Source organism: Arthrobacter sp. SAFR-179 (assembly GCF_059414945.1).
The window spans coordinates 94,511-114,537 of sequence record NZ_JBPFDM010000005.1 but is presented as its reverse complement, the minus strand read 5'-3'; the positions used below and the strand labels follow the sequence as shown (position 1 = coordinate 114,537).

Annotated in this window: 19 protein-coding genes; 11 read left to right on the top strand and 8 right to left on the bottom strand. The window is 67.1% G+C overall.

All coding sequences use genetic code 11. The features are described from left to right. Positions 1-3: 3 nt before the first annotated feature. The 3 genes from hpaH to ACR65K_RS10685 all read left to right on the top strand — a co-directional run bounded on the left by hpaH (position 4) and on the right by ACR65K_RS10685 (position 3,274). Entirely contained in the window at positions 4-789 is a 786-nt protein-coding gene (gene hpaH / locus ACR65K_RS10695; RefSeq protein WP_142029307.1) for a 2-oxo-hept-4-ene-1,7-dioate hydratase, read from the top strand. Then, positions 774-1,589 (top strand): HpcH/HpaI aldolase family protein, encoded by an 816-nt coding sequence (locus ACR65K_RS10690; protein ID WP_440152735.1) that lies wholly within the window; start codon positions 774-776, stop codon positions 1,587-1,589. Before hpaH ends, ACR65K_RS10690 begins: the two co-directional genes overlap by 16 nt. Before the next feature lie 275 nt (positions 1,590-1,864). Further along, on the top strand, positions 1,865-3,274 hold the full coding sequence (locus ACR65K_RS10685; RefSeq protein WP_440152734.1) for an aldehyde dehydrogenase family protein: 1,410 nt from the start codon (positions 1,865-1,867) through the stop codon (positions 3,272-3,274). Positions 3,275-3,334: 60 nt separating this feature from the next. On the opposite strand, the gene ACR65K_RS10680 is transcribed toward ACR65K_RS10685, so the two are convergent. The 7 genes from ACR65K_RS10680 to ACR65K_RS10650 form a co-directional block, all read right to left on the bottom strand. After that, the gene (locus ACR65K_RS10680; protein ID WP_440152885.1) at positions 3,335-3,721 is read right to left on the bottom strand and encodes a hypothetical protein; all 387 of its coding nucleotides are present in this window, start codon (positions 3,719-3,721) and stop codon (positions 3,335-3,337) included. Between the two features lie 196 nt (positions 3,722-3,917). Then, complete coding sequence (locus ACR65K_RS10675) at positions 3,918-4,343, bottom strand: heat shock protein transcriptional repressor HspR (RefSeq protein WP_056331595.1); 426 nt, start codon at positions 4,341-4,343, stop codon at positions 3,918-3,920. A 15-nt stretch (positions 4,344-4,358) separates the two neighbouring features. Continuing rightward, positions 4,359-5,330, bottom strand: a complete 972-nt coding sequence (locus ACR65K_RS10670; RefSeq protein WP_200946174.1) for a DnaJ C-terminal domain-containing protein — start codon at positions 5,328-5,330, stop codon at positions 4,359-4,361. A 272-nt stretch (positions 5,331-5,602) separates the two neighbouring features. Next, positions 5,603-6,304 (bottom strand): nucleotide exchange factor GrpE, encoded by a 702-nt coding sequence (locus tag ACR65K_RS10665; RefSeq protein WP_440152733.1) that lies wholly within the window; start codon positions 6,302-6,304, stop codon positions 5,603-5,605. Positions 6,305-6,307: 3 nt separating this feature from the next. Continuing rightward, the gene (gene dnaK, locus ACR65K_RS10660; protein ID WP_440152732.1) at positions 6,308-8,176 is read right to left on the bottom strand and encodes a molecular chaperone DnaK; all 1,869 of its coding nucleotides are present in this window, start codon (positions 8,174-8,176) and stop codon (positions 6,308-6,310) included. Positions 8,177-8,409: 233 nt separating this feature from the next. Then, positions 8,410-8,856, bottom strand: a complete 447-nt coding sequence (locus ACR65K_RS10655; RefSeq protein WP_440152731.1) for a hypothetical protein — start codon at positions 8,854-8,856, stop codon at positions 8,410-8,412. 90 nt (positions 8,857-8,946) lie between these two features. Beyond that, complete coding sequence (locus ACR65K_RS10650; RefSeq protein WP_440152730.1) at positions 8,947-9,699, bottom strand: TetR/AcrR family transcriptional regulator; 753 nt, start codon at positions 9,697-9,699, stop codon at positions 8,947-8,949. A 125-nt stretch (positions 9,700-9,824) separates the two neighbouring features. Between ACR65K_RS10650 and ACR65K_RS10645 the strand changes: the two genes are divergently transcribed. Then, a complete protein-coding gene (locus ACR65K_RS10645) occupies positions 9,825-10,754 on the top strand; it encodes an NAD-dependent epimerase/dehydratase family protein (protein ID WP_440152729.1) in 930 nt (309 codons plus the stop codon). A 26-nt stretch (positions 10,755-10,780) separates the two neighbouring features. Here the strand turns inward: ACR65K_RS10645 and ACR65K_RS10640 are convergent, their stop codons facing one another. Next, positions 10,781-12,982, bottom strand: a complete 2,202-nt coding sequence (locus ACR65K_RS10640) for an MMPL family transporter (RefSeq protein ID WP_440152727.1) — start codon at positions 12,980-12,982, stop codon at positions 10,781-10,783. A gap of 184 nt (positions 12,983-13,166) precedes the next feature. Here ACR65K_RS10640 and ACR65K_RS10635 point away from each other — a divergent pair, with 184 nt between their 5' ends. The 7 genes from ACR65K_RS10635 to ACR65K_RS10605 all read left to right on the top strand — a co-directional run bounded on the left by ACR65K_RS10635 (position 13,167) and on the right by ACR65K_RS10605 (position 20,015). Beyond that, on the top strand, positions 13,167-13,676 hold the full coding sequence (locus tag ACR65K_RS10635) for a MarR family winged helix-turn-helix transcriptional regulator (RefSeq protein WP_440152726.1): 510 nt from the start codon (positions 13,167-13,169) through the stop codon (positions 13,674-13,676). Between the two features lie 29 nt (positions 13,677-13,705). Beyond that, positions 13,706-14,524: a methyltransferase domain-containing protein gene (locus tag ACR65K_RS10630; protein WP_056331579.1), complete on the top strand. Its 819-nt coding sequence runs from the start codon at positions 13,706-13,708 to the stop codon at positions 14,522-14,524. A 58-nt stretch (positions 14,525-14,582) separates the two neighbouring features. Then, a complete protein-coding gene (locus ACR65K_RS10625) occupies positions 14,583-15,206 on the top strand; it encodes a LysE family transporter (protein WP_440152725.1) in 624 nt (207 codons plus the stop codon). Positions 15,207-15,341: 135 nt separating this feature from the next. Further along, positions 15,342-15,875 (top strand): low molecular weight protein-tyrosine-phosphatase, encoded by a 534-nt coding sequence (locus tag ACR65K_RS10620; RefSeq protein WP_440152723.1) that lies wholly within the window; start codon positions 15,342-15,344, stop codon positions 15,873-15,875. Positions 15,876-16,045: 170 nt separating this feature from the next. Next, complete coding sequence (locus ACR65K_RS10615; protein ID WP_440152722.1) at positions 16,046-16,486, top strand: DUF2231 domain-containing protein; 441 nt, start codon at positions 16,046-16,048, stop codon at positions 16,484-16,486. Positions 16,487-16,519: 33 nt separating this feature from the next. Next, on the top strand, positions 16,520-18,586 hold the full coding sequence (gene pabB / locus ACR65K_RS10610) for an aminodeoxychorismate synthase component I (RefSeq protein ID WP_440152720.1): 2,067 nt from the start codon (positions 16,520-16,522) through the stop codon (positions 18,584-18,586). Positions 18,587-18,740: 154 nt separating this feature from the next. Further along, positions 18,741-20,015: a multidrug effflux MFS transporter gene (locus tag ACR65K_RS10605; RefSeq protein WP_440152719.1), complete on the top strand. Its 1,275-nt coding sequence runs from the start codon at positions 18,741-18,743 to the stop codon at positions 20,013-20,015. The last annotated feature ends 12 nt before the right edge of the window (positions 20,016-20,027 follow it).

Sequence of the window (20,027 nt, the reverse complement as noted above, 5' to 3'; positions counted from 1 at the left end):
GAGATGCTGGAGCCGAAGACGATTGAGGCCATCGCGGACGAGCTGGTGGAAGCCGGCCGGACCCGCACCCCTGTCCCCCGCCTGACCGCCCGCTACCCGGAGATGACGGTGGAGGACTCCTATGCGGTGCAGCAGCTGTGGCGGCGCCGGAACGAGGACGCCGGCCGGACCCTGGTGGGGCGCAAGATCGGCCTCACGTCCAAGGCAATGCAGGCCGCCACGGGAATCACTGAGCCTGATTACGGGGCCATTTTCGATGACATGGTGCTGGAGACCGGCTGCTCCGTGGAGTGGGACCGGTACACGCATCCGCGGGTGGAGGTGGAGCTGGCGTTCGTCCTGAAGGACGGGCTCAAAGGCCCGGGCGTGACCATCTTCGACGTCCTGAAGGCCACCGATTACGTGGTTCCGGCCCTGGAAATCCTGGATTCCAGGATCGAGATGGAGGGCCGGACCATCGTGGACACCATCTCGGACAACGCGGCCATGGGCGCCATGGTGATCGGCGGCAACCCGGTCAAGCCCGATGCCGTGGACCTCCGCTGGGTCTCCGCCATCCTGTACAAAAACCAGACCGTGGAGGAAACCGGAGTGGCCGCGGGCGTCCTGGACCATCCCGCCAACGGGGTGCACTGGCTGGCCAACAAGATCGCCGCCCACGGCGACGCGCTAAAGGCCGGCGACATCATCCTGGCCGGGTCCTTCACCCGTCCCATGTGGGTCTACAAAGGCGATACTGTCCACGCAGACTACGGACCCCTGGGGAGCGTCACATGCCGTTTCGAGTAGAGGACACCTTCCGGTCCGCCCTGGCCGCGCAAAAGGGTGGAGCAGGCCGGCCGCTGGCCGGAATGTGGGTGTGCTCCGGCAGCCCGCTGATCGCCGAGCTCTGCGCAGGGTCCGGCCTGGACTGGCTCCTGGTGGACGCCGAGCACAGCCCCAACGGGCTCGAATCCATCCTGGCGCAGCTGCAGGCCATCCACGGCTACCCTGTGCACACCATGGTCAGGCCGCCCGTGAACGACACCGTTGTGATCAAGCAGTACCTGGACCTGGGCGTGCAGAACCTGCTCATCCCCATGGTCAACTCGGTGGCGGAAGCGGAGGCGGCTGTTGCGGCCACCCGCTACCCGCCGCAGGGCGTCCGCGGCGTAGGTTCGGCTTTGGCCCGCGCCGCCCGCTGGAACCGTGTCCCGGACTACCTCGCCCGGGCCAATGAAACCATCAGCGTCACCGTCCAGATCGAGTCGACGGCGGCCGTCGAGGCTGTGGAGGACATCCTCAAAGTCGACGGCGTGGACGCCATCTTCGTCGGCCCGTCCGACCTCGCAGCCTCCATGGGCCTGCTGGGACAGCAGGAACACCCCGAGGTGCGCGCCGCCGTCGAACACTGCCTCTCCGCTGCCAAGGCAGCCGGCAAGCCTGCCGGCGTCAACGCCTTCACCGCCGCCACGGCCCGGCATTACCTGGACAACGGCGCCGGCTTCATCCTGGTGGGCGCGGACGTTTCAGTCCTCGCCCGCGGTTCCGAAGCCCTCGCCGCCCAGTACATCCCCCAGGCCGACGGCGGTACAACCGCGAGCTACTGACGCCACCCCCCAGGCGTCCGAGCAGCGTTCGCGGGAGGCGTCCGACGGCGTCACGCACGGCACGCTTTCGGCCCACCTTTGGCGGCGGGACCCCGGAAACCCGGGGTCCCGCCGCCGCGCGTTCCGCAAAAAGATGCCTGGCGTGACGCGGCGTTCGCTCCCGGACAAGGGCTCTGCGCACAAACACAAGAGTTGCCGGCCGGACACAGCGAGACTGGGACATAACCCGCTACGCCGACCGGCTGGCGTCCTTGCTACTCGAAGTGGAGTATCCCTTGGAAACCTACGATGCACTCCTCGCATCCATTGCCCCCGCGGCCGGCACAGGCCGGACCATCCTCAACCCGGCCACTGGCGAGCCGGTAGGCGAGGCGCCTGTCCACAGCCTGGAGTTCCTCGAAGAAGCCGTCGCGGCTGCCGTCGCCGCCCAGCCCGCCTGGGCGGCCCTGGGACACGACGCCCGGTCCGCCGCGCTCCTGAAAGCAGCCGACGCCGTCGAACGTTCCGCCGAGGAACTCGCCCAGCTGCTCTCCCGCGAGCAGGGAAAACCCCTGAACGGCCCCAACGCCCGCTTCGAAGTGGGCGCCTGCGTCGCCTGGCTCCGCGCCACCGCCGGCCTGCCGCTGGAACCCGAAACCATCGTGGATGACGGCGACACCCGTGCCGAACTGCACTACCGGCCCATCGGCGTCGTGGGTGCGATCGGCCCCTGGAACTGGCCCATGATGATCGCCGTCTGGCAGCTGGCCCCGGCCCTGCGCATGGGCAACGCCGTGGTGGTCAAGCCGTCCGGCAACACTCCCCTGTCCGTCCTGGCCCTGGTCAAGGTCCTCAACGAGGAACTCCCTGAGGGCATCCTGTCCGTGGTCTCCTGCGGCCGCGAGGTCGGTGCCCGGCTCACTGACCACCCGGCGATCGGCAAGATCATGTTCACCGGTTCCACCGCCGGCGGCCGCGCCATCATCAAATCCTCCGCGGACACCGTCAAGCGGCTCACCCTGGAACTGGGCGGCAACGACGCCGGCATCGTCCTGCCCGACGCCGATCCGAAGGCCATCGCCACGGACATTTTCTGGGGCGCGTTCCTGAACACCGGCCAGACCTGCGCCGCGCTCAAGCGCCTTTACGTCCACGACGACATCTACGACGCTGTCTGCGAGGAACTCACCGCAGTCGCCAAGGCCATGCCGATGGGCAACGGCCTGGATGAGAACAATGTGCTGGGCCCGCTGCAGAACAAGGCACAGTACGACGTCGTGGCGAACCTCGTGGAGGCAGCCAAGGCTTCCGGAGCGCGCGTCCTGGTGGGCGGGAACCCGGACACCAGCCAGCCCGGATTCTTCTACCCCACCACCCTGGTGGCGGACATCGACAACGACAACCCGCTGGTAACCGAAGAACAGTTCGGCCCCGCACTGCCGATCATCCGCTACAGCAGTGTCGATGAAGCGGTGGAGAAGGCCAACGGGCTCGACGTCGGGCTGGGCGCCTCGGTCTGGTCCCCCAACCTGGACGCCGCCCGCGAGGTTGCGGCCCGCATCCAGGCCGGCACCGTCTGGATCAACCGGCACGGCGCCGTGGACCCCCGCATCCCCTTCGGCGGGGCCAAGCAGTCCGGCTATGGCGTCGAGTTCGGCGTCGAAGGCCTCAAGGCCCTGGGCGTCCCGCAGGTCATCAACGGCTGATGTTGACGCGGGAGCCCGGCGCGCAGCTTGCCAGTGCCGGGCTCCCGGGGCTGTGTGGCATTACCCCATGGCCGGGGCCGTGGACGTCCTGCCGGCAAACTGCCGCCTGGCCCACCGGGCGAGTTTCTTGCCCTTGCCCTTCCACCAGTTGTCCTCGTCCTGGTTGTGGTGGAACCGGAAGACGATGGCCACCAACACAAACATGCCCATCACCACGTCCACCCAGGACGAGACCACCAGGGCGATGAAGACGGTCATGGCATTTGCCACGATCGACGGGATCGCCAGGGTACGGAAAACCGTGCTGGCCAGGTAGCGCCGGTGCGACCGCGGGACTGTCAACTCACGGACCATGTCGAAGCAGACGCAGACCACCACAATGGTCTGGCCGATGGCCAGCACGATCTGGCCCGGCATGGAACTGCTGAACGCTGCCACGGATTCCATTCCCGGGCTCATGGCCGGGCCCTGGTTGAAGCTTTGCTGAGATCTGTAAACACGGAAAAACCCCCAGAACTTGCAGAACTACCGCCGCTGATCCGGCGATGGTTCCATTCAAGTCCCAGGGGGCTTTTCCGTCACGAGTAGCGGGTACTCATATTTGTGCTGGGTGCGGGGAAACAGTACTTATTGTCCAGTCGGGTTATTGTCCGAGCGCCCGCGGCCGCCACAGCATGACCGCCTGGGACCGGGGCCGGGGGCGCTGGCCGCGGGCCAGGCTCACCACGTCGCCCGCCGCGCCGGCCGCGAAGATGCGCGAATCCACCGAACGCGGCCGCCGCGCGAGTTCCTCGGTAAGTTCCGAGACCCGGCTTTGGAGGGCTGCCACCTGGTTCTCGAGTTCCAGGATGCGCTTGATCCCCTCCAGCGAGACGCCTTCCTGGGACAGCCGCTGCACTTCCCGCAGCATGTTCACGTCACGCTGGGAGTAACGCCGGGACTTTCCTGGGGCACGGCTGGGTTTGACGATGCCCAGCCTGTCGTACTGCCTCAGGGTCTGCGGGTGCATGTCCGCCAGCTCGGCCGCCACCGAAATCACAAAGATCGGCTGGTCAGCATTGATGTCCACGGCTCACCTCCGCGCCTAGAGCCGGGCCTTGGCTGCCAGGCCCTCGCGGACATCCGCCGATGACGTTGCTTCGGCGAACGCCTTGACCGCAGCCTCGGCTTCCTTGTTGAGGTTCTTGGGAACCGCGACGTCGATGGTCACCAGCAGGTCGCCGGTGGCCTTGGACGTCTTGACGCCTTTGCCCTTCACCCGAAGGGTACGGCCGGACGGTGTGCCCGCCGGAACGCGGACCTTGACCTTGTCGCCGTCGATCGTGGGAACCTCGATGTCCGCACCCAAAGCAGCCTCCGGGAAGGTAACGGGGACGTGGATCCGGAGATTGTCGCCGTCGCGCGTGTAGAACTGGTGCGGTTGGACAGCGACGGTCACCACCAGGTCCCCGTTACCGGCAGCACCGGGCTGGCCCTTGCCGCGCACGCGGACCTTCTGGCCGTCCTTGATGCCCGCGGGAACCCGGACGTCAATCACTTCGCCGCTCGGTTCGCGCAAGCCGATGGTGGTGCCGCGGATGGAGCCGGCAAAGGAAATGCTGGTGGAAGCGGTCCGGTCGGCACCCTTCTGCGGGGTGCGCTGGAACCCGGGGGCTCCGCCGAAGCCGCCAAAGAGGTCCGCGAACTCGGGCGGAATGCCGCCCGCGGAGGGATTGAACCCGCCGGCGTGGCGTCCGGTGTTGCCGGTGAACAGGCCGCCGAACATGTCCTCGAAGCCGCCGTTCGTGGCGCCTGCGCCGCCCGGAGCAAAGCGTGCCCCGCTGCCCATGGCCCGGATGGCGTCATACTGCTGGCGCTCGTCCGGATCCGAAAGCACCGAATAGGCCTCGGAGATGTCCTTGAACTTCTTCTCGGAAGAAGCGTTCCCCGCATTCGTATCAGGGTGGTGCTGCCGCGCAAGCTTCCGGTAAGCCTTCTTGATATCGGCGTCGGAAGCGTCCTTGGCAACACCAAGGATCTTGTAAAAGTCCTTGTCCACCCAATCCTGGCTAGCCAATGGCGTTTCCTTTCAAGTCTCTTAACTAATAGCTCTCCGCGGTACAGGGGCCCCCGCCCCTACGCTGGATGGCTGAGGATCTGCGATCCCCAGCCACCCAGCTTCGGCAGGCCCGATGCCACTCCCGGGGCCCCTGTACCGCTGCGAGCTTCGTGGTTACCTCACCTTAGGCGAGATGACCGCTGGCGCGGAGGCCGGATATGGGGCGGCGGTGTGGAGGGCACCGCGAAGCGGGCACCGCCCCATATCCGGCGTAGCGCCAAGTACCCCGACTACGCAGGGACCGCGACGATGACCTGGGCTGCGCGGAGGACGCGGTCGCCTGATTTGTAGCCTGAACGGAGGACCTGGCTGACGGTGTCAACCTCGATGTCCTCGCCGGGCTGCTGGATCAGGGCCTCGTGGATCGTGGGATCGAACTCCACGCCGGTCTCATCGATGCGGACCAGGCCGTAGGTCTTCAGCGCGTTCTCCAGCTTGGTGGCGATCGCGGCGAAGGGGCCGTCGGTGAGGTCGCCGTGCTGCCGGGCGGCGTCGACGTCGTCCAGGACCGGGAGCAGGGAGTTCAGGACGCCGATGACGGCCATTTCCCCTGCCACGGCGCGGTCGCGTTCAACGCGCTTGCGGTAGTTGACGTACTCAGCCTGGAGGCGGAGCAGGTCGTTGCGCAGTTCGGCTGCCTCGGCGTTGCCGGCGGACCCTGCGGGCGCACCCTGGGCCACGGATTCCTCGGCCGGCACGTCCACGCCGTTGAGAATCTCCTCAGCCTGGGCCAGCGCGTCGCCGTCGGAATCTGCTGCCCCGGCCTGGGGACCGGCCCCGGAGGCGGACTGGCCGCCCTCCGGGTGCCGGGCCTGCCCGGTCACCGGGTCAACCTTGCGGTTGTCCCGGATAACCGGCTCCTGGCCGTTGCCCTGCGTGTTCTGCTGGCTTGCGGATGTGTTGTGCTCTTCCTCGTTACCGTGGTGCGGCATGGGTTACTTCTTCGCTTCGTCTTCGTCGATGATCTCGGCGTCCACGATGTCTTCGTCGGAGGAACCTGCCGAAGCACCTGCAGCGCCCTCAGCACCTGCAGCGCCTGCGCCGTCCGGCGAACCGGGCTGGGCGTAGATGGCTTCCCCGAGCTTGGTCTGGGAAGCCTGCAGCTTCTCGAACGCGGACTTCACGGCGGCATCGTCGGTGCCTTCGAGGGCCTTCTTGAGGCTGTCGACGTCGCCCTGGACCTCGGTCTTGACCTCTTCGGGCAGCTTGTCCGCGTTGTCGGCGATCAGCTTGTCCACGGAGTAGGCGAGCTGTTCGGCGGTGTTGCGGGTGTCGGTTGCCTCGCGGCGGGCCTTGTCCTCGGCTGCGTGCTCCTCGGCGTCACGGACCATGCGGTCAATATCTTCCTTGGAGAGGCTGGAGCCGCCGGTGATGGTCATGGACTGTTCCTTGCCGGTGCCCTTGTCCTTCGCCGAGACGTGGACGATGCCGTTGGCGTCGATGTCGAAGGTGACCTCAACCTGGGGAACGCCGCGCGGAGCCGGAGCGATGCCGGTCAGCTCGAACGTGCCCAGCGGCTTGTTGTCGCGGGTGAATTCGCGTTCGCCCTGGAAGACCTGGATGGCAACGGACGGCTGGTTGTCATCCGCCGTGGTGAAGGTCTCGGACCGCTTGGTGGGGATGGCGGTGTTGCGCTCGATCAGGTGCGTCATCACGCCACCCTTGGTTTCGATGCCCAGGGACAGCGGGGTGACGTCGATCAGGAGGACGTCCTTGCGCTCACCCTTCAGCACACCGGCCTGCAGGGCTGCACCGACGGCTACAACCTCGTCCGGGTTTACGCCCTTGTTCGGTTCCTTGCCGCCGGCGAGTTCCTTGACCAGCTCGGAAACGGCGGGCATACGGGTGGAGCCACCGACGAGCACGATGTGGTTGATGTCGGAAAGCTTGATGCCGGCTTCCTTGATCACATCGTGGAACGGCTTCTTGGTGCGCTCCAGCAGGTCCTTGGTGAGGTCCTGGAACTTGGCGCGGGTCAGCTGCTCGTCCAGGTGGACCGGTCCGTCGGGGGTGACGGACAGGTACTGGAGCGAGACGTTGGTGCTGGTGGAGGAGGAGAGTTCCTTCTTGGCCTGCTCAGCTGCTTCGCGGAGACGCTGCAGGGCGATCTTGTCCTTGGACAGGTCGATGCCCTTGACCTTGAGCTGGTTCAGCAGGTAGTCAACGACGCGCTGGTCCCAGTCGTCGCCGCCCAGGCGGTTGTCACCGGCGGTGGCGCGGACCTGGATGGTGGAGAAGTTGTCTTCGTCCTTGCCGACTTCCAGCAGGGAGACGTCGAAGGTACCGCCACCGAGGTCGAAGACCAGGATGAGTTCGTCTTCCTTGCCCTTGTCCAGGCCGTAGGCGAGGGCTGCGGCGGTGGGCTCGTTGACGATGCGCAGGACGTTCAGGCCTGCGATTTCGCCGGCTTCCTTGGTGGCCTGGCGCTCAGCGTCATTGAAGTAGGCCGGGACGGTGATGACGGCGTCGGTGACCTTTTCACCCAGGTAGGACTCGGCGTCGTTCTTCAGCTTCATGAGGATACGAGCGGAGATTTCCTGCGGGGTGTACTTCTTGGCGTCGATGTCCACCTTCCAGTCGGTGCCCATGTGGCGCTTGACCGACGCGATGGTGCGCTCGATGTTGTTGACGGCCTGGCGCTTGGCGATCTCGCCAACCAGGACCTCGCCGGACTTGGAGAATGCAACGACCGACGGCGTGGTGCGGCCACCCTCGGCGTTGGCAATAACGGTGGGCTCGCCACCTTCGAGAACGGAGACGACGGAGTTGGTGGTTCCGAGGTCAATACCTACTGCACGTGACATGTGTTGCTTCCTTCTTTCCTTGGAAACTGGTTGGCGCCCTAAGCATTGAGCGTTCTGCACTCAACTCTACTCAGGGCGCCAGCGATGTCAATCCAAAGTTGAGCGGAGGCCGCTCAACTTTGGAGACCATGCCAGGCTTTTAGTTCGATATTCCTTGGATTTCCGGGCTTCCGTGCGCAGGATTACGACGCCGATCCAGGGTTTCGCTTTGGGAGAACGCACCGCCGGGCTGCTTAGCGCTCCGTATCCCGGTCGCCGTGGAGCGGGCCGCGCTCTTCCGCCGTCGTTTGAACCTGGCGGTCGGTGAGTCCTTCACGGATGGACTCCTCCGTACGGCGGCCCGCAGTGCCGGCATCGCCGTAGTCGCCTTCCTCATACTCGCCTTCGTCGTACTCGCCGTCGGCAAGGCCGCGTTCGGGCTTGTTCGCCGCGCCGGTGTCGCCGTAGTCCGCGTCCACGTACTGCCCGCCCTCTCCCGCGCCAGCAGCAGGAGTCGAGACTGTTCCGGCAGCGCCGTAATCGCCCTCCGGATATTGCTCACCCAGTTCCCCGGCCGGCCTTTCCACGGCTCCGGCGTCGCCGTAGTCGCCGTCCACGTACTGCCCGCCTTCCCCTTCAAGTCCGGGGGCGCTGCTGCCCTTGCGGGGCTCCTCGGCTGCAACTTCAGGGTTCTCAGTCATGGTGCATCTCTCCTTCGAGGCTCCGCGTCCATGCGGGCGCACTGGCAGTCTATCGACGGCCCGGGCGCATCAACAGGGCTTCGCCGGCACTTATCGGGAGGCCCGGACCGGCAGTCCGGCGACGCCTGCCAGCACGGCGAGGTGATGGTCGAAGAGCTCCGCGGGAGCCTTGAACGTGTCCGGCCCGTACTGGTTGAACACCTCAAAGCTGACCGCGCCGAAGAGGGAACTCCACACCAGGACACCCCGTGCCACGAGCTCCTCAGGGAGGTCCAGACCATACTCCGCACGGATGGCGCCCAGGTCGGCGGCAAGGATTGGCGGCAGTTGCGGGGAGCCGTCGGCCGGAACTGACAACTGGCCGGCCCGGGAAGCCGCGTCCAGGATCCCGATGAGGCTGACGATGACCCTCGTTCCGGGGCCAGTGGTGCGTTCCGCCGGGGCGTTGTAGCCGGGAACGGGACTGCCGAAAAGAAGTGCATAGCTGGCGGGCTCGCGCAGGGCCCATTCCCGGACAGCCCTGCCCAGCGCCAGGAAGCGGGCACTATGGTCCCCTTCCGGGGCCTGGGCGACGGCGGCGTCCACTTCGTCCCCAAGCTCGCCGAAGGCGTCGATCAGCAACAGCGTCAGCAGCTCGTCGCGGCTCTCCACATAACGGTAGACGGCGGAGGACACCACCCCCAGGTCCCTCGCCACCGCGCGCAGGGAGAGCGCGGTCGCGCCGTGCGTGGCGAGGTGCTGCCGGCCCAGTCGGACAATGTCCGCGATGGTCTGCGTCCTTGCCCGCTGCCGGGGCGTGAGCGGGCGGTCCAGGCCGGCTGCTGTTTCCTGAACTTCAGTCACCGGTCCAGCATGCCACAACCGAGAGCGCCGGAATCAGAAGAGAGCACCGCTCTTGACTTCACCAAGACGCAGCCCCATGCTGTTCCTGAGAGCACTGCTCTCGCAAACCGGAACGAGGAGGACAAGTGGCAGATGCGTATGTGGTGACGGGCGCGGGCCCGGTGGGTTGGACGGTGGCCGAACAGCTGGCAGACCTGGGGCGGCAGGTGCGCGTCCTGACCCGTTCGGGCAGCGGACCCCGGCACCCGCTGATCGAACTCATTGCCGGGGATGCAAAGGATCCGGACATATTGGGCACTGCCCTTGCCGGGGCCAAGGCCGTCTTCCACTGCATCCACGGGTCGGCCTACACCGCCTCGGCATGGCAGGCCGAACTTCCCGCCGCCGAGCAGGCGGTTCTGGCTGCCGCGCAGGAAGCAGGCGCCGTCGTCGTATTCCCCGAAAGCCTCTACTCCTACTCGGAGCCGGACCGCGTGATGACGGAGGGAAGCCCGCGCCGGGCTGCCGGCGGCAAGCGCGGGGTGCGGACTGACCTGCTTCGGGCCCGTGCGGCCGCAGCCGCTCCTGCCGTGAGCGTGGTGGCAGGTGACTTCTTTGGGCCCCGCGTCCGGATGGCGCACGGCGGCGAGCGCATGGTGGTGCCGATCCTGGCGGGGAAGAATGTCAGCGTCATCGGCAGCTCCCGCCAGCCGCACTCGTTCACGTACGTCCCGGACCTGGTTAAGGCAATGATCGCCGCGGCGGACAGGCCCTCCGCCTGGAACGCCGTGTGGCACGCACCCACAGGCCCGGCGCTCACCCAGACGGAACTTGCCCACGCCTTCGCCGCAGCGGCGGGGCGGCCCGCTCCCAAAGTGCGTGTCCTGCCCGGCTGGACGCTCCGGGCGGCAGGCCTAGTCTCAGCCGATGCCCGCGAACTGGCCGAGATGCTGTACCAGTTCGAGCGGCCGTTCATCATGGACTCGGCCGTGTCGCAGGCAGCCCTGGACGTCAGCCCCACCCCGCTGGAAACGGCTGCTGCCGCCACCGTGGACTGGTGGCGGCAGCATGGTTAGTGCTCCGGGTGGCGAGGGGCCCAGTGTTAGCGGCTGGGAACCTCTTCCAGGGGTTCGACGCCGGGCTCCCGCGGCCGCACAGCGCTCGGGCCGTCCGTGCGTCCCAGCTTGCTGGGCCACCAGATCTTCGGTCCGATGTCGTAGGCCAGGGCAGGCACCAGCAGCGAACGCACCAGGACGGTGTCCAGCAGCACGCCGAACGCCACAATGAACGCCAGCTGGACCAGGAACATGATGGGAATGACGCCCAGCGCCGCGAACGTGGCGGCGAGCACCACGCCTGCGGAGGTGATGACACCGCCGGTCACCACCAGGCCGCGGAGGATGCCGGGCCGGGTGCCGTGCTTGAGGGATTCCTCCCGGACCCGGCTCATCAGGAAGATGTTGTAGTCCACGCCCAGGGCCACCAGGAACACGAAGCCGAACAGGGGCACTGTGGCATCGGCGCCGGGGAAGCCAAAGATGTTGTTGAAGACGAAGGCCGACACGCCAAGCGCCGCCGCGTAGGAAAGCACCACGGAGAGCACCAGCAGGACCGGCGCCACGATGGAGCGCAGCAGCAGCATCAGGATGAAGAGGATCACCACCAGGACCACGGGGATGATGACCACCAGGTCATGCTGGGCGGTGGTGTTGGTGTCGAGTGCGGTGGCGGTGACGCCGCCCACCAGGGCCCCGGGGTCAACGGCCTTCACCCCGGTGCGCAGGGCCTTGACGGTTTCCTCCGCCTCCAGCGAGTCGGCAGCGTCGTTGAGGGTGGCGTTGATGATCACCCTTCCCTCTCGGACGTCCGGGGCGCTGGGAGCTCCGGGGGCTCCGGTGATGGGCACACTGCCCGGGCCCAGCAGGTAAGCCTCGCCCACGCCGTCGTCCGCTTTCACGCGGTCCAGCACCTCGGCCGCCTTGGCCTGGTCGGCAATCACGACGGCGGGGCTGCCGCTGCCGGCGTCGAAGTGGCGGGCCAGCGCGTCCTGGCCGTCAACGGCGTTGGAGGCGGTGAGGATGACGTCGGTCTGCGGCACGCCGTTGGCCTTGAGCTGGAACAGGCCGCCTGCCGCAACCAGCAGCAGGAGGACCGAGGCCACCCAGACCGTCCTGGGCCGCCGTGCCACGAGCGAACCGGTGGCACGCCACAGCCCCTTCTGCCCTTCCAGGCCCGTGACCAGCTCGGGTTCGCGCTGGTCTGCAGGGAGGAGCTTGGGGCGGAACGGCCAGAAGGCGGCCCGGCCCAGCAGGGCCATCAGCGCGGGCAGCAGGGTCAGCGCGGCGAACAGGGCACAGAGGATGCCTGCGGCAGCCACGGGGCCCAGGGCCTTGTTGGAGTTCAGGTCGGAGAAGAGCAGGCACAGCAGCGCAATGATCACGGTGGCGCCGGAAGCCAGGATGGGCTCGAAGGAGGCCTTCCATGCGGTGAGGACGGCGGCCGTGCGGTTGGTGGTGTGGGTGAGCGCTTCCCGGAAGCGAGCCACGAACAGCAGGGCGTAGTCCGTGGCCGCGCCGATCACCAGGATGGAGAGGATGCCCTGGCTTTGGCCGTTGAGCTGGATCCAGCCGGCCTTGGCCATGCCGAACACCAGCAGGATAGCCGCGCACAGGGCAAACACGGATGTCAGCAGCACCATGATGGGCAGCAGGAGGGACCGGTAGACAATGAGGAGGATCACGAACACGGCGGACAGGGCAACCAGCAGGAGGATGCCGTCAATGCCGCCGAAGGCTGCGGTGAGGTCGGCTGCGAGGCCGGCTGGGCCGGTCACGAAGGTCTGCGCGCCCTGCGGTGCAGCTTCCGTCACCGTTTCCCGGAGTTCCTTGACCGCTTCCTTAACCTCAACGGAGGACCCGACCGGGACCACGAACTGGACTGCCTTGGCGTCCTTGGATGGAATCGGGCCGATCACCGTACTACCCAGCTTGAGCTCTTCAAGGCTGGTCTTGAGCGTGGCCAGTTCCCCCAGCTGCGCCGGCGTGAAAGCCTCGTTCTTCTCGATGACGATAATGCCCGGAACCTCGTCCGAGTCACGGAACTTTGCCTGCCAGTCCTGGGCCTCGGTGGCCTCGGCGCTGGCGGGCAGGAACGACGCCTGGTCGTTGGAGGACACCTCCTCCAGCCGGCCGAATGTGGGGCCGCCAACCCCGGCCAGTCCCAGCCAGGTCAGCACCAGGACGACAGGGACCAGCCAGCGCAGCCAGAAAGGGACTCGCTCCTTGGCAACTTTTGTGCGGTTCATGGCGCCTTCCATCAATAAGCGGGTGGAGTAGTATTTGTTCCAGCATAGATTATCTCCATGATAGACATAAGTGGCTGCCAAGCTTTTTTCAGCTGCTGAAGACGTAAGCGGGACCTGCAGTAATATCCGTCAGTACGGCCGGATAGAAACGTTCGCGTGGAACAAGGAATGCAGGGAGGTGGACATGGCAGGGAAAACTTCGCCTGATGCGGCCCCGGGTCCGCTCGCCGGCGCGCCCGGAGGTCCGCCCGGAGGCCCGCTGCTGCGCCTTCTCCAGGAGTTCACCATGGAGGCCAACCGCTACGTGGATGTTGCCGGCGGCCGGAAGGACATGCACCGCACGGACATGAATGCCCTGGCCGTCATCATGCGCCACACGGCCGCCGGAAGCGTGGTGACTCCCGGGGTCCTGCGCAAGGAGCTGAACCTGAGTTCCCCGGCCACCACCGCCCTGATCGATCGGCTGGACAAGTCGGGGCACATCGTTCGCGAACGGAACAGCGCGGACCGGCGCCAGGTCCAGCTGAAGATGACTCCCAAGGCGTTCCAGGAAGGCGGGGCCGTCTTCGCTCCGCTTGCGCAGCATATGGGCAGTGCCATGGCCGCCTTTTCAGAAGCGGAGCTGAAAACCGTCACGCGCTTCATGACGGCGATGGTGGAAGCCACGGTGGCGGCCCGCGGCGAATCCGAATAGCTTCCCGGCCGAGGGGGTAGCGTTTGGTTATGAGTGCCCAGCAGCCCGAAGACGACGTTTACACGCACGGCCACCACGAATCCGTGGTCCGCGCCCATGCCGCCAGGACCGCCGAAAATTCCGCGGCGTTCGTCCTTCCGCACCTCACCCCCGGCTCGACACTGCTGGACGTGGGCTGCGGCCCCGGTACCATCACCTGCGACTTCGCCGCCCTGGTCAGCCCCGGGAAGGTCACGGGCCTGGACCGGTCACCGGACATCATTGCCCAGGCCCAGGCCCTCGCCGTCGAGCGGGAAGTACCCAACGTCGAATTCGTGGCCGGCAATATCTATGACCTCGACTTCGCCGACGAAACGTTCGACGTCGTCCATGCCCACCAGGTGCTCCAGCACCTCACCGACCCCGTCGAGGCCCTGCGTGAGATGAGGCGGGTGGCCAAACCCGGCGGCATCGTGGCAGTGCGCGACGCCGACTTCCACGGCATGAGCTGGTACCCCGCCATTCCGGAGCTGGACGAGTGGATGGACCTGTACCAGCGGATTGCGCGACGGAACGGAGCAGAACCCGACGCCGGGCGGCGGCTGGTCAGCTGGGCACAGGCCGCGGGATTCAGCGACGTCGCCCCCAGCAGCAGCAACTGGCTTTACGCCACAGCCCAGCAGCGCCGCTGGCAGGCGCGCGTCTGGGGTGAGCGGGTGCTGCACTCGGCCTTCGCGGAACAGGCGCTGGAGTACGGGTTCGCCAACCCGGCTGACCTTGCCCGGATTTCTGCCGGCTGGCACCGCTGGGGCTCCACCGACGACGGCTGGTTCCTGATCCCGAACGGCGAGGTCATCGCCAGGGCTTGAGGGCGATACCCCATATAGGGTGGCAACCCCCTGGCAGCAAGGGCACTAAACTTGGTTGGTGCAATTCTCTCTCTGGCTGGCCCTTGCGGGCGCCGGCGCCCTAATCAGCTTCACCCCCGGCGCCGGGGCCATCAACACCATGAGCAACTCCCTGAACGCGGGCTTCCGCCGGTCCATCTGGGGGATCCTGGGCCAGCAGGCAGCACTGGTGGTGCACGTGTTGATCGTGGCCCTGGGCGTTGGCGTCCTGGTGGCCAGTTCACCCCTTGCCTTCAACGTGATCCGCTACGCGGGCGCGGCCTACCTGGTGTACCTGGGAATCCGCCAGTTCCTGAGCAAGCCCACGGTGGCCCAGGAGCAGGCCGCCACCCTTCGCAACGAACCCGCGTGGTCCATCTTCCGGCGCGGGTTCTGGGTCAACCTCCTGAACCCGAAGGCGATCGTGTTCTTCCTGGCCTTCACTCCCCAGTTCATTCGGCCCGATCAACCGCTGTTCACCCAGTACGCCGTGCTGACGGCCACGATTGTGGTCATCGACATCCTGGTGATGTGGTTCTTCTTTGCCGCAGCCGCGAGGTCATTTCAACGGTTCACCAACACGGAGCGGGGCCAGATGGTCCTCAGCAGGGTGTTCGGTGTGCTGTTCGTGGCTGTGGGTATCCTGCTGGCCCTGATCCACTGAAAGAGTTACCCGCCAACACCGGCACCAACGTGACCCGTACCCATTCCGGCGTTAGTAATGCATCTTTACAAACCCGTAAAGCTTTGTGAACAGGCCGCTAGCCAAGAGTGATTGGAAGCGCGCATGCTTAGGGGCATGAACTCAGCGTCGAGCGCATATCGCGTCATCACCGTCTGCACGGGCAACATCTGCCGGTCCCCCATGGCTGAGCTGATGCTCAAGGCAGCGCTTGAACGCGAGGGCCTTGACCGCCTGGTGGAGGTGGACTCCGCAGGCATTACCGGCTACGAGGCAGGCCGGCCCATCGATCCCCGCGCCGCCCGCCGGCTCGCCGCAACCCAACTCGCCTCCGAACACCACGTGGCCCGGGAGTGGGAGCCTGGCTGGTTCCGCGAGCGCGACCTGATCCTGGCCCTGGACATCGACCACTACGCCTGGCTCAGCGAGGCGGCGCCGGACCAGGAATCCCTGGAGAAGATCCGGATGCTCCGCAGTTTCGATCCCACCATGGCCGAACGTGACCGGCTGGACCTGGGCATCGAGGATCCCTGGTACGGCGGCCATGCGGATTTCGATGCCGTCTGGCACCAGATCCATGCAGCACTGCCAGGCCTTGTGCAGCACATCAAGTCCGCGGTCCTGCACAACACCCAGCTTCAGCCGCACTAGGGCCGGCGGACCCGGGAAAAGCGGTGCAATCCCCTGGCAGTAGGAGTATTTTGTGCTGCATGCAGGCCGCATCCAATCCCGGTAGTTACACCAGGCTCCTTGGGAAGCTCGAGAGAGCACAACCTTTGGACGCTGCCGTCACAGCGGCCGAGCCACTGGCGTCCCGCCTGATGTCGGGGCGCAAAATCCCGTCAATCATCCGCGGGGACACCACGGGCATCCCGCTGCACGTCATCCTCACCGACGCCCCCTTTGGCACTTGGTGGTCGGCGGTCTTCCTGGACTTCTTCGAGGACGAGGGTTCCCGACGTGCGGCGCGGCGCCTGGTAGGCCTCGGCGTTGTGGCCGCGGTGCCCACGGCCCTGTCCGGGTGGGCCACGTGGTCCGGCAAGGACCGTGCCCTGAAGCGCGTAGGCGTCGTGCATGCTGCCGCCAACGCCGCCGCAACCATTGTCTATGGTGCGTCCTGGACTGCCCGGTCACGCGGACGGCATCAGCTGGGCGTGGGGCTGGCGCGTGCGGGAGCAGTGCTGCTGCTGGTGAGCGGGTTCCTGGGCGGGCACCTGAGCAGCGGGCGGCACGCCTCCGGGCAGGGCGTACCACGTGGATGAAAGCGAGCGGAGGAAAACGGTACGCTCTAGTCCATGAGCCCAGCCCCCGTCATTATCGCCATCGACGGGCGCTCCGGCGCAGGGAAGACCACCCTCGCCGTCGAGCTGGCGGCCCGGCTCCGTGCCCACCACAAGGTCTCGCTGTTCCACCTTGAGGACATCTACCCTGGCTGGGACGGACTGGCTGCCGGCGTCGAGCGTTATATCTCCACCGTCCTCACCGCGCTGAGCCGAGGCCAGGCGGCCTCCTGGACCAGTTGGGACTGGGAGAACCACTACGACGGCGACGCACGGGTGACGCTTCCTGCGGAGATCGTCATCGTGGAGGGGGTAGGGGCTGCCGCGGAGGCGGCCCGTCCCATGCTGGACGCGGTGATCTGGGCGGAATCCCCCGATGATGTGCGGCGGACCCGGGCACTGGATCGCGACGGCGCAACGTATGAACCGTACTGGGACCTGTGGGCCGCGCAGGAGGAGGAATGGCTGGGCCGCGACAATGTGCCCGGCCACGCGGACCTTCGCGTCCGGAACCTCGCCGACGGCGCAGCCCCGGCGGAGCTTTTGCAGCTGCTCCCCTACCTGCCCGCCCTGGCTCCGGTCCTCGCCCCCGAACTGTCGGCCCGCCGCGGTCTCCGCCTTCAGGCCCAGCGCATGGAGGCCGTCCCGGATGCGCCGGCCCTGTTCCAGTCGCTGTACGGCCGCTCCGCCAATGCCGTGTGGCTGGACTCCTCCAACGCGGGCACGGAACCTGGCGACGGGGAGCCCTCACAACGACCGGCGGCAGAGCGCAGCCGTTTCAGCATCATGGCGGACGACGGCGGCACGTTCGGCCAGTGCGTCACGCACCGCGGGGGTGTGAGCCGGATCAGCGCAGGCTCGTCCACTGCCAGCGTCCCCGGCCCCTTCTTCCGCTGGCTGGACACGGTCTGGGGCCGCCGCGCGGTGCGGACCCCGGAGGGCTACCCCGGTGAATTCACGCTGGGCTGGCTGGGCTTCCTGGGGTACGAACTGAAGCGTGAAACCGGCGGCAGCGATCTTTCCGCGCCCACCCCGGATGCCGCCTTGATCTTCGCGGGCAGGGCAGTGGTCCTGGACCATGCCGAGGGTTCCGCCTGGCTTCTGGCGCTCGAGGCACCGGACGCGGATGATTGGCTGGCCCATGCCCGGTCAGCCGTGGAAGCCGCCGCTGGCCCAACGGTGGAAGCCGGCGGCAGCACCGGCGTCGTACCCCCTGCGCCGCCCGCTTTCCGCAGCCGGGACACGGGCGAACGGTACCGGGAGAAGATCGCCGCCGCCCAGCATCAGATCGCCCAGGGAAATACCTACGAGGTGTGCCTGACCACCACATTGGAAGCCCGGGTCCACGCCGGTGCCCTGGATCCGTGGGCCACGTACCTGGCGCTCCGCCGCAGGAACCCGGCCCCCTTCGCCAGCTACCTCCGGCTGGGAGACCTTGCCGTGGCCAGCACCTCGCCGGAGCGGTTCCTCAAGATAGGGTCCGACGGCGGCATGCGCGCCGAGCCCATCAAGGGCACCCGGCGCCGGGCTGCCGACCCGCAGGAGGACAGCCGGCTGCGCACAGAGCTGGCCACCTCCTTGAAGGACCGGGCCGAGAACATCATGATCGTGGACCTGCTGCGCAACGACCTCAGCCACTTCGCCGAACCCGGCTCCGTTACGGTCAGCCGGCTCTGCGCCATCGAGAGCTACGCCACCGTCCACCAGATGGTCAGCACCATCGATGCCCGCCTCCTCCCCGGGGCGCCGGGGGCAGAGGCGGTGGCAGCCTGCTTCCCTGCCGGCTCCATGACCGGCGCCCCCAAGATCAGCACCATGGCCATCCTCGACCAGCTGGAGGCCGGGCCCAGGGGCATCTATTCGGGAGCCATCGGCTACTTCTCGCTCAACGCAGCGGCGGACCTCGCCGTCGCCATCCGGACCCTGGTGATCAATGCGGCCGGCGACGGAACGGCGGAACTCTCGCTCGGCGTCGGCGGTGCCATCACCTCGGATTCCGATGCCGACGACGAGTATGAGGAAATCCGGACCAAGGCCTACGGGGTCCTCTCCACGCTGAGTGCGGAGTTTCCCGACGACTGACCCGTCCAGCCCGGGCCGGCCGCCAGGTTGCCCTGCCGCCACACGCGGGAAAACGGTTTAGGAGGACACCACCGCGGGTAGGGACCTGAGCGTCAGCTGAACCGCTCAAGCAATGCGGCGGAATACCCAAGCGCCCACGAGTGAGGTTTGCCGCGTGACGGACCCGTCCCTCCCCCACAACAACAGCAAGCAGGCACCGCGGAGCGTCACGTACATCCTCATGCTTGGCGCCCTGGCCGCACTTCCAGCCATCACCACGGACATGTACCTGCCCTCGCTGCCTGCTGTGGAAACCGATCTCCACACCACCCAGACCGCCGCCCAACTGACACTGTCCGGAACCCTCGTGGGGGCCGGCGTCGGCCAGCTGGTAATCGGGCCGTTCTCGGACCGGTTCGGTCGACGGCTGCCGCTGGTGATCGGGATCTCGCTGCACGTGGCCATCTCGCTGCTGTGCTCCCTGACGCCGAACATCGAAACCCTGACCGGGCTGCGCGTTCTACAGGGCTTCTTCAACGCGGCCGCCGCCGTGGTGGCACTCGCCGTCATCCGCGACCGCTTCGTTGGGTCCGCCGCCGCCCAGCTGCTCTCCCGGCTGATGCTGGTGATTGGCGTAGCGCCGCTCCTGGCGCCCACCGTGGGCCAGGCGATCGCCGGCGCCTGGAACTGGCGGGCCGTCTTCTACGCCCTGGCACTGATCGGGGTGGTCCTGGTGGCCATCGTCTGGCGGTTCATGCCGGAGACGCTGCCGGAGGACAACCGCAGCCCGGGCCACCCGCGGCATGTGGCCGGCGCCTACTGGTCGCTCCTGCGGGACAGGCATTTCATGGCACTGGCGGTCATCCCGGGGCTGGGGCTCGCCCTGATCATGAGCTACGTGGTGGGATCACCCTTTGTCTTCCAGAACGAATACGGCCTCACCGCCCAGCAGTTCGCCCTGGTCTTTGCCCTTAACGGCGCCGCGCTGGTCCTTTCCGCCCAGCTCAATGCCGCCCTGGTCCGGAAGTTCCCGCCGGCCCGCCTGCTGCGCACCGCCCTCGTGGTCCAGTTGTGCCTTGCCCTGCTGCTGCTGGTGGTGGTGGCCACGGGTGCCGGTGGCATCTTTGGCCTGGTGGCCGCCCTGTGGCTGGTCCTGTCAGCCCAGGGAATGGTCCCGGCAAACGCCTCCGTACTGGCCCTGCACAACTACGGGCACATGGCGGGAACGGCGGCGGCGGTCATCGGCGCCCTGCAGTCGGGGGTAGCCGGCCTGGTGAGTCCCCTGGTGGGGATCCTGGGCGGGAATTCGTGGTCGATGGCCGGCGTCATGATCGGCAGCTGCGCCCTGGCGGTGACGGTGCTTGCCCTGGGGACTCCCGCTTACCGGAAGGGCGGCTGGGCAGAGCATGCCGGGCGCGACGACGGCCAGCGGGTGGGCGCGGACGAATAGTTCGTTGCGGAG

Coding starts and splice junctions, on each gene's coding strand:
- ACR65K_RS10615 (WP_440152722.1), top strand. CDS start 16,046: ATGTCGGGGCGCAAAATCCCGTCAATCATCCGCGGGGACACCACGGGC.
- pabB (WP_440152720.1), top strand. CDS start 16,520: ATGAGCCCAGCCCCCGTCATTATCGCCATCGACGGGCGCTCCGGCGCA.
- ACR65K_RS10630 (WP_056331579.1), top strand. CDS start 13,706: ATGAGTGCCCAGCAGCCCGAAGACGACGTTTACACGCACGGCCACCAC.
- ACR65K_RS10680 (WP_440152885.1), bottom strand. CDS start 3,721: ATGGAATCCGTGGCAGCGTTCAGCAGTTCCATGCCGGGCCAGATCGTG.
- ACR65K_RS10690 (WP_440152735.1), top strand. CDS start 774: ATGCCGTTTCGAGTAGAGGACACCTTCCGGTCCGCCCTGGCCGCGCAA.
- ACR65K_RS10665 (WP_440152733.1), bottom strand. CDS start 6,304: ATGCCGCACCACGGTAACGAGGAAGAGCACAACACATCCGCAAGCCAG.
- ACR65K_RS10655 (WP_440152731.1), bottom strand. CDS start 8,856: ATGACTGAGAACCCTGAAGTTGCAGCCGAGGAGCCCCGCAAGGGCAGC.
- ACR65K_RS10620 (WP_440152723.1), top strand. CDS start 15,342: ATGAACTCAGCGTCGAGCGCATATCGCGTCATCACCGTCTGCACGGGC.
- hpaH (WP_142029307.1), top strand. CDS start 4: ATGCTGGAGCCGAAGACGATTGAGGCCATCGCGGACGAGCTGGTGGAA.
- ACR65K_RS10635 (WP_440152726.1), top strand. CDS start 13,167: ATGGCAGGGAAAACTTCGCCTGATGCGGCCCCGGGTCCGCTCGCCGGC.
- dnaK (WP_440152732.1), bottom strand. CDS start 8,176: ATGTCACGTGCAGTAGGTATTGACCTCGGAACCACCAACTCCGTCGTC.
- ACR65K_RS10640 (WP_440152727.1), bottom strand. CDS start 12,982: ATGAACCGCACAAAAGTTGCCAAGGAGCGAGTCCCTTTCTGGCTGCGC.